6 protein-coding genes are annotated in these 9,013 nt (G+C 73.8%); all 6 read left to right on the forward strand.

Going from position 1 to position 9,013, the window contains the following annotated elements; all coding sequences use genetic code 11:
• Positions 1–247: 247 nt before the first annotated feature.
• The 6 genes from ACFYOV_RS16060 to obgE all read left to right on the forward strand — a co-directional run bounded on the left by ACFYOV_RS16060 (position 248) and on the right by obgE (position 8,851).
• A complete protein-coding gene (locus tag ACFYOV_RS16060) occupies positions 248–4,537 on the forward strand; it encodes an Rne/Rng family ribonuclease (protein ID WP_389087893.1) in 4,290 nt (1,429 codons plus the stop codon).
• 173 nt (positions 4,538–4,710) lie between these two features.
• The gene (locus tag ACFYOV_RS16065) at positions 4,711–5,463 is read left to right on the forward strand and encodes a sugar phosphate nucleotidyltransferase (protein ID WP_389087895.1); all 753 of its coding nucleotides are present in this window, start codon (positions 4,711–4,713) and stop codon (positions 5,461–5,463) included.
• Positions 5,451–6,512, forward strand: coding sequence for an iron-containing alcohol dehydrogenase family protein (locus tag ACFYOV_RS16070; RefSeq protein WP_389087898.1), 1,062 nt, complete (start codon positions 5,451–5,453; stop codon positions 6,510–6,512). The genes ACFYOV_RS16065 and ACFYOV_RS16070 overlap by 13 nt, the downstream gene beginning before the upstream one ends.
• Before the next feature lie 195 nt (positions 6,513–6,707).
• Positions 6,708–7,028, forward strand: a complete 321-nt coding sequence (gene rplU, locus ACFYOV_RS16075) for a 50S ribosomal protein L21 (RefSeq protein WP_006132815.1) — start codon at positions 6,708–6,710, stop codon at positions 7,026–7,028.
• A 14-nt stretch (positions 7,029–7,042) separates the two neighbouring features.
• The gene (gene rpmA / locus ACFYOV_RS16080; protein WP_073938528.1) at positions 7,043–7,297 is read left to right on the forward strand and encodes a 50S ribosomal protein L27; all 255 of its coding nucleotides are present in this window, start codon (positions 7,043–7,045) and stop codon (positions 7,295–7,297) included.
• A 105-nt stretch (positions 7,298–7,402) separates the two neighbouring features.
• Entirely contained in the window at positions 7,403–8,851 is a 1,449-nt protein-coding gene (obgE, locus tag ACFYOV_RS16085; protein ID WP_389087902.1) for a GTPase ObgE, read from the forward strand.
• Positions 8,852–9,013: the final 162 nt, after the last annotated feature.

A 9,013-nucleotide genomic window follows, 5' to 3' on the forward strand; every position in this document is an offset into this window, starting at 1 on the left:
GCCAGGGACGGACGTCGTAGCGCCGCCCTCGAACTCGGGAGCCACCTGGGTCGGGCAGCGCACCGACCAGAAGACTTTCGCCAGGCCGTGCGCATTCGGCGTACGGAACCGGCGAGACAGGACAGAGAGCTCCCGTGCGGCGCCCGCGCCCCGGACGGCGGCAACCGCGCATCGCGCGAGCCGCGGACGTCACCGGCATCGCCGGACCAGGTGCGGCGCCCGGGAGCCTGACGGGAGAAACGCCCGCATGCTCGAACCGACCGAGCCCGTCGAGGGCTCCGAACCCAACACCCCGAGCGACACCCTGCCGCCGCGCAGGCGTCGCCGTGCCGCGTCCCGGCCGGCCGGTCCGCCGGCCGCCACCGCGCAGACGGAGGCCGAGGCCGCTGCCCCGGCCGAGACCGGGACGCCTGCCGCACCGGCGACGGTGTCCGCCGACTCGATCGAGTCCCCCGCCTCCGCGGAGACCGCAGGTACTGCCGAGACCACAGAGGCTGCTGACACCGCGGAGGAGGCGGCCGAGGCCGCCTCCGCCGGGCGCCGGCGTCGTCGTGTGGTCCGCCGGGCGTCCGCGCCCGCCGGGGCCCCGGCGTCCGCGGAGGCCGCCGAGAGCGTCGTAGCGGCGACGGCGCCGCCCGCCGCCCCCGAAGCCACCCCAGAGGCGGCCGCCGAGCCCGCCGGGCCGGTGGAGACCGCCGGGGACGCCGCCCCCCGGCGCACCCGTCGGCGTGCGACGCGCACCGTGACCTCGCCGACCGCGGGTGAGACCGCCGCCGAGAACGCGCACGGCACCACCGAGCCGACCTCCGAGCCCGCCTCCGAGCCGGTCACGGAACCGGTGGCGGACGAGGCCGCCGAGGAGGCGGCTCCGCGCCGCACCCGTCGCCGGGCCGCGCGCCGGGCGTCCGCGCCCGCCGGGGCGCCCGAGGCCGCGGAAGCCGTGCAGTCCGTCCCGTCCACCGAGGAGAAGGCCCCGGTGACGACGACCGAGACCCCCGCACCGGCCACCGAGACCCCCGCCCCGGCCCCCGAGGCGCCCGCCGCCGCGGCCGCGCAGGCCCCGCAGACCGCCGAGCCCGCCGCCACCGCCGACGAGGACACCGCGCCGCGCCGCCGGCGCCGGGTGGTCCGCCGGGCCGCCGCCGGGTTCGCCGAACCCGCGAAGCCCGCCGACGCCCCGTCCGGCCGCCGTGCCGCCGAGAAGCGCGGGAAGCCGGCCGAGGCGGAGCCCGAGGCGGTCCCGAAGCGCCCCGCGCGCCCCGCCGTAGCCGTCTTCCAGGCGCCGGTGTTCACCGAGCCGAGGTTCCAGACCCCGCAGCGGGCCGCCGCCGAAGCGGCCGCCGAGGCCGCCGGGGCGGAGGAGCCCGAGGAGACCGAGGAGTTCCCGGAGGAGCAGCCCACCGCGGCGCGCCGTCGTCGCCGGCGCCGGGGCGCGGACGACGAGCCCGAGGCCGCGCGTCCCGCCGTCACCCGCGCCGAGGCCCCCGCCGAGGAGGAGACCGGGGCCGAGGAGGCCGACGAGACGGCCGACGAGACGGTCGACGAGACGATCGAGGACCAGGCCGACGGCGAGGACCACGAGGAGAGCGAGGGCTCCGGTTCGCGCCGCCGCCGTCGCCGTGGTGGCCGCCGCCGCAGGCGCGGCGAGGCCGCCGACGCCGACGCCGAAGCCGGAGAGGGCGGCGACGCCGACACCGAGCGGCTCTCCGCCGAGCAGGCCGCCCAGGACGCCGAAGACACCGCGGAGCAGGCCGAGGAGGACGCCGAGGAGGGCGCCGAGTCGGCCGAGGACCGCGAGGAGTCGGGCGCAGGCTCCAGCAGCAGCCGTCGCCGTCGCCGCCGTCGCCGCCGCGCCGGGGACAACGGCGCCGAGCCCGAGCCCGCCGCCGACGACCCCGAGCGCACCGTCGTCAAGGTCCGCGAGCCGCGCAAGGCCACCGAGCCCTCGGACGAGGTGCAGTCCATCAAGGGCTCCACCCGTCTGGAGGCCAAGAAGCAGCGCCGCCGCGAGGGCCGCGAGCAGGGCCGCCGCCGGGTGCCGATCATCACCGAGGCCGAGTTCCTGGCCCGCCGCGAGGCCGTCGAGCGCGTCATGGTGGTCCGCCAGCACGGGGACCGCACGCAGATCGGCGTCCTGGAGGACGGCGTGCTCGTCGAGCACTACGTCAACAAGGAGCAGGCGGTCTCGTACGTCGGGAACGTCTACCTCGGCAAGGTGCAGAACGTGCTGCCGTCGATGGAGGCCGCCTTCATCGACATCGGCAAGGGCCGCAACGCCGTCCTCTACGCGGGTGAGGTGAACTTCGAGGCGCTGGGCATGGCCAACGGCCCGCGTCGCATCGAGTCCGCGCTGAAGTCGGGCCAGTCCGTGCTCGTCCAGGTCACCAAGGACCCGATCGGGCACAAGGGTGCCCGGCTGACCAGCCAGGTCTCCCTCCCGGGCCGCTACCTCGTGTACGTCCCCGAGGGCTCGATGACCGGCATCAGCCGCAAGCTGCCCGACACCGAGCGGTCCCGCCTGAAGACGATCCTCAAGAAGATCGTGCCCGAGGACGCGGGCGTCATCGTGCGCACCGCCGCCGAGGGGGCCAGCGAGGAGGAGCTGCGCCGCGACGTCGAGCGGCTCCAGTCGCAGTGGGAGGACATCCAGAAGAAGTCCAAGAACGGCAACGCCCCGTCGTTGCTGTACGGCGAGCCGGACATGACCGTCCGGGTCGTGCGGGACATCTTCAACGAGGACTTCTCCAAGGTCGTCGTCAGCGGTGACGACGCGTGGGCGACCATCCACGGGTACGTCTCGCACGTGGCGCCCGACCTGGCCGACCGGCTGCAGAAGTGGACCAGCGAGGTCGACGTCTTCGCCGCCCACCGGATCGACGAGCAGCTCGCCAAGGCGCTGGACCGCAAGGTCTGGCTGCCCAGCGGAGGTTCGCTGGTGATCGACCGGACCGAGGCGATGGTCGTCATCGACGTCAACACCGGCAAGTTCACCGGTCAGGGCGGGAACCTCGAGGAGACGGTCACCAGGAACAACCTGGAGGCGGCGGAGGAGATCGTGCGCCAGCTCCGGCTGCGCGACCTCGGCGGCATCATCGTCATCGACTTCATCGACATGGTGCTGGAGTCCAACCGGGACCTGGTGCTGCGGCGCCTGCTGGAGTGCCTGGGCCGGGACCGTACGAAGCACCAGGTCGCCGAGGTGACCTCGCTGGGCCTGGTCCAGATGACCCGCAAGCGGGTCGGCCAGGGCCTGCTGGAGTCGTTCTCGGAGACCTGCGTCCACTGCAACGGGCGCGGTGTCATCGTGCACCTCGACCAGCCGACGACCGCCGGTGGCGGCGGCAAGCGCCGGAAGCGGGCGCGGGCCGGTGCCGGTGAGCAGCCGCAGGAGCACGAGGCCGTCGACACCTCCGTGACGGCGGAGCAGGAGGCGGAGGCCGAGTCCGAGACCGAGACGGCGGCCGAGGTCGCCGCCGAGGCCGCGGCACCGGTCGCGCTGCCGGCGCCGGAGTTCACCCCGGACGAGGAGCTGTACAGCAGCGCCGCCGAGGCGGAGGCCGCGGCCACCCGCGGGCGGTCGCGCCGCCGCGCGAGCCGCCGGGCCTCCGCTCCGGCCGGTTCGCCGAAGGGCGCCCGGGCCGGGAGGTCGCGCGCCGAGGAGCTCACGACCGAGGCGTTCAGGGCCGAGGAGCCCAGGACCGACGGGCTGACGGCCGGCGAGTCCGAGGCGCAGGCGCCGACCGCTCAGGACGTCACGGCCGCGCAGGAGGCCGCACGCCCGGTGCAGCCGGAGGGTGCCGCCGAGGCGCACGCCGAGCCGGTCGCCGCGGAGGACCCGGTCGTCGAGGCGCCGGTCGCCGAGCCTGCCGAGACGCCGGTCACCCAGGCTCCGGCGGCCGAGGAGGCCGCGCCCAAGGGCCGTACGCGTCGGCGGGCCACCCGCAAGGTGTCCGCGCCGGCCGGTTCCCCGGCAGGAGCCGAGGCCGCCGTGGTGACGGTGGCGGACACCGCGCCCGCGGTCGCCACGACGCCCGGACCGCAGCCCGAGGAGGCCCCGGCCGCCCCGGCCGAGGCCGCCGCCGAGCCCGCGGCTCCCGCCCGCCCGCGCCGCCGGGCGGTGCGCAAGCCCACCACGCCCACCGCGTCGGAGGAGGCGGCCGTCGTGGTCGTCCCGTCGGCCCCGGTGGAGCAGGCCCCGGCCGGCGAGCCGGCCGCCGCCGAGGCGGACGAAACCGCGCCCGCGCAGGCCCCGTCCGGCGAGGAGACCGCCGACGGGACGGCTCCGGCCAAGAAGACCGCCCGCAAGGCGGCCAAGAAGGCCACGGCGAAGAAGGCCGCCACCAAGACGGCCGTGAAGAAGACGGCGGCGAAGAAGACCGCCGCCAAGAAGACGACGGCCAAGAAGGCGGCGACGGCCACCAAGACAGCCGCGAAGAAGGCCACCACCAAGACGACCGCCAAGAAGACGGCGTCGAGGACGACCGCGGCGGCCCAGCAGCCGTCCGCCTCGGTCACGGCCGTGACCGAAGAGGGCTGACCGGCCGTCTACGCTGTGTGGTCCTGTCCCCCGTGGACAGGACCACATCCGTTCCACGCCCTGTCGCAGCGGTCCCCGGTGCGGTGGGCGCGCCCGTCAGTTGAGTTTCCGCCGCCGAGATGACACCCTCCCCGACTCGGCGGGATCCGGGGAACGTAAGGAGAAGAACCGCGATGATAGGCCTCGTGCTTGCGGCCGGCGCCGGACGGCGTCTGCGCCCCTACACCGACACCCTCCCCAAGGCCCTCGTGCCCGTGGGGGCGGAGGACGGACCGGACGCGCTGACCGTCCTGGACCTGACCCTCGGCAACTTCGCCGAGGTCGGTCTGACCGAGGCCGGGATCATCGTGGGTTACCGCAAGGAGGCCGTGTACGAGCGCCGGGAGGCGCTGGAGAAGAAGTACGGGCTCAAGCTCACGCTGATCGACAACGACAAGGCCGAGGAGTGGAACAACGCCTACTCCCTGTGGTGCGGGCGTGACGCCCTCAGGGACGGGGTGATCCTCGCCAACGGCGACACCGTGCACCCGGTCTCCGTGGAGAAGACCCTGCTCGCGGCCCGCGGGGACGGCAAGCGGATCATCCTGGCGCTGGACACGGTGAAGTCCCTGGCGGACGAGGAGATGAAGGTCGTCGTCGACCCGGAGAAGGGGATGACGCGGATCACCAAGCTGATGGACCCGGCCGAGGCCACCGGCGAGTACATCGGCGTGACCCTGATCGAGGGCGAGGCCGCGGACGACCTGGCCGACGCCCTGAGGGCCACCTTCGAGCGGGACCCGCAGCTGTACTACGAGGACGGCTACCAGGAGCTGGTCGACCGCGGCTTCCGGATCGACGTGGCGCCCATCGGCGACGTCCCGTGGGTCGAGATCGACAACCACGACGACCTCGCCCGCGGACGGGAGATCGCGTGCCAGTACTGACCAGGCTCATCCCCTCGCCGGTCGTCGTGGACATCCGCCCGGGTGCCCTCGACGACCTGGCGAGTGTCCTCGCGGACCAGCGGATCTCCCAGTCGGGAAGACTGGCCGTCGCCATCAGCGGCGGCTCGGGCGCCCGGCTGCGCGAGCGGCTCTCACCGGCCCTGCCCGGTGCCGACTGGTTCGAGGTCGGCGGCGGCACGATCGACGACGCGGTCCGGCTGGCCGACGAGATGAAGTCCGGCCGCTACGACGCGGTCGTCGGGCTCGGCGGCGGCAAGGTCATCGACTGCGCGAAGTACTCCGCGGCGCGCATCGGCCTGCCCATGGTCGCGGTGGCCACCAACCTCTCCCACGACGGCATCTGCTCGCCGGTGTCCATCCTGGACAACGACGCGGGCCGGGGCTCCTACGGCGTACCGACGCCGATCGCGCTGCTCATCGACCTCGCGGTGATACGGGAGGCGCCGATCCGCTTCGTGCGCTCGGGCATCGGGGACGCCCTGTCCAACATCTCCGCGGTAGCGGACTGGGAACTGGCCAACCGCGTCAACGGCGAGAAGGTCGACGGCCTTGCCGCCGCCATGGCGCGCCAGGCCGGCGAGGCCGTGCTGCGTCACCCCGGCGGCTGCGGCGACGACGGGTTCCTGACCGTGCTGTCCGAGGGGCTGGTGCTGTCCGGCATCGCCATGTCGATCGCCGGTCACACCCGGCCCTCCTCCGGGGCCTGCCACGAGATCAGCCACGCGCTCGACCTGCTGTACCCCAGGCGCGCGGCGAGCCACGGCGAACAGGTCGGCATCGGCGCGGCCTTCGCCATGCACCTGCGGGGCGACGAGGAGAACTCCCGGCTGATGGCCGAGACGCTGCGCCGGCACGGGCTGCCGGTCCTGGCGCAGGAGATCGGCTTCAGCGACGACGAGTTCGTCCGGGCCGTGGAGTTCGCCCCGGAGACCCGGCCGGGCCGTTACACCATCCTGGAGCACTTGGAGCTGCCGCCGGCGCGGATCAAGGCCGCGTACGCCGACTACGTCGCGTCGGTCGGCGGGTGAGACAGGGGTCCGGTTTGACCCCCATGGGCCGGGCCCCGTAACCTTGACCGTCGGCGTGTCCATCTGGATCGCCACATCCCCGTAAACCTCTTCCTCCCGGGCGCGGGCCGCGGCCGGGAGAGGTCGTCCGCGCGTCAGGCGCGGGGCGGCTGGCCTGCGGGGGTGCCGTTCATCGAGTGAGAGAGTGAGATCCGCGTGTACGCCATCGTGCGCAGCGGTGGTCGCCAGCACAAGGTTGCTGTCGGCGACATCGTTGAGGTTGACAAGATTTCCACTGCCAAGGTTGGCGACACGGTCGAGCTCTCGACCCTGCTCGTTGTCGACGGCGACTCCGTGACCAGCGACCCGTGGGTGCTGGCCGGCATCAAGGTCCAGGCCGAGGTCGTGGACCACCACAAGGGCCAGAAGATCGACATTCTGCGCTACAAGAACAAGACCGGCTACCGCCGTCGTCAGGGCCACCGCCAGCAGTACACGGCGATCAAGGTCACTGAGATCCCCGCGGCTGCGAAGTAAGGGACTGAGGAGACATGGCACACAAGAAGGGCGCATCGTCCACCCGGAACGGCCGCGACTCGAACGCCCAGCGCCTCGGCGTGAAGCGCTTCGGTGGTCAGGTCGTCAACGCGGGTGAGATCCTCGTCCGCCAGCGCGGCACCCACTTCCACCCGGGCGCCGGCGTCGGCCGTGGCGGCGACGACACGCTGTTCGCGCTGCAGGCCGGTGCGGTGCAGTTCGGCACCAGCCGTGGCCGCAAGGTCGTGAACATCGTTCCGGTCGCCTGATCGGAAACCTTCGCGAGGCGGACCTCACTTCCCGGCCGGGAAGCGGGTCCGCCTTTCGCTTGTTGGGTTGAGAAACATCTCGTACGTCTCTGGAGGCACCGAACCATGACCACCTTCGTGGACCGCGTCGAGCTGCATGTCGCCGCGGGTAACGGAGGTCACGGCTGTGCCTCCGTCCACCGTGAGAAGTTCAAGCCGCTGGGCGGTCCCGACGGCGGGAACGGCGGGCGCGGCGGCGACGTCGTCCTGACCGTCGACCAGTCCGTGACCACGCTGCTCGACTACCACCACTCCCCGCACCGCAAGGCCACCAACGGCAAGCCCGGTGAGGGCGGCAACCGGTCCGGCAAGGAAGGACAGGACCTGATCCTGCCCGTGCCGGACGGGACGGTCGTGCTGGACAAGGCGGGCAACGTGCTCGCCGACCTCGTCGGACACGGCACCTCCTACGTCGCCGCCCAGGGCGGCCGGGGCGGGCTCGGCAACGCCGCCCTCGCCTCCGCGCGGCGCAAGGCGCCCGGCTTCGCGCTGCTCGGCGAGCCGGGGGACGTGCAGGACATCGTCCTGGAGCTGAAGACCGTCGCCGACGTGGCGTTGGTGGGGTACCCCAGCGCGGGCAAGTCCTCGCTGATCTCCGTGCTCTCCGCCGCCAAGCCGAAGATCGCCGACTATCCGTTCACCACGCTCGTGCCGAACCTGGGCGTCGTCACCGCCGGCTCGACCGTGTACACCGTCGCCGACGTGCCCGGCCTGATCCCCGGCGCCAGCCAGGGGCGGGGCCTGGGGCTGGAGTTCCTGCGGCACGTGGAGCGCTGCAGTGTCCTCGTGCACGTGCTGGACACGGCGACGCTGGAGTCCGACCGTGACCCCGTCTCCGACCTCGACGTCATCGAGGAGGAGCTGCGGCAGTATGGCGCCGGGCTGGAGAACCGGCCCCGGATCGTCGTGCTCAACAAGATCGACGTGCCGGACGGCAAGGACCTCGCCGAGATGGTGCGGCCCGATCTGGAGGCGCGCGGTTACCGTGTCTTCGAGGTGTCGGCCGTCGCCCACATCGGGCTCAAGGAGCTGTCGTACGCCCTCGCCGAGCTGGTGGCCGCGGCCCGCGCCGCCAAGCCGAAGGAGGAGGCGACGCGGATCGTCATCCGGCCCAAGGCCGTGGACGACGCCGGCTTCACCGTCACCCGTGAGGAGAGCGGTGGCGAGCCGCTGTTCCGCGTGCGCGGCGAGAAGCCCGAACGCTGGGTCCGCCAGACCGACTTCACCAACGACGAGGCCGTCGGCTACCTCGCCGACCGGCTCAACCGCCTCGGTGTCGAGGACGAGTTGATGAAGGCCGGTGCCCGCTCCGGCGACGGCGTGGCCATCGGGCCGGAGGAGAACGCGGTCGTCTTCGACTGGGAGCCGTCCGTCACGGCCGGCGCCGAGATGCTGGGCCGGCGCGGCGAGGACCACCGGTTCGAGGCACCCCGCCCGGCGGCGCAGCGGCGGCGCGACCGGCAGGCGGAGCGGGACGAGTTCGAGCGCGAGTACGACGACTTCGAACCGTTCTAGGCACGCCCCCGCCCTGCGACGAGCCGTGGGGGGGCCCCCCGGGGGGCCCCCCCGGGGCCCCCCCCCCGCGCCGCCCCGCCCCCGGGGGGGGGGGGGGCCCCCGGCCCCCCCCCCCCCCCCCCCCCCGCCCCCCAACACTCACCGGGGGGGGAGAGGCAACCC

The sequence above is a fragment of the Streptomyces sp. NPDC005931 genome (genome assembly GCF_042871235.1).
Lineage (GTDB): Bacteria > Actinomycetota > Actinomycetes > Streptomycetales > Streptomycetaceae > Streptomyces.

Coding starts and splice junctions, on each gene's coding strand:
- obgE (WP_389087902.1), top strand. CDS start 7,403: ATGACCACCTTCGTGGACCGCGTCGAGCTGCATGTCGCCGCGGGTAAC.
- ACFYOV_RS16060 (WP_389087893.1), top strand. CDS start 248: ATGCTCGAACCGACCGAGCCCGTCGAGGGCTCCGAACCCAACACCCCG.
- rpmA (WP_073938528.1), top strand. CDS start 7,043: ATGGCACACAAGAAGGGCGCATCGTCCACCCGGAACGGCCGCGACTCG.
- ACFYOV_RS16065 (WP_389087895.1), top strand. CDS start 4,711: ATGATAGGCCTCGTGCTTGCGGCCGGCGCCGGACGGCGTCTGCGCCCC.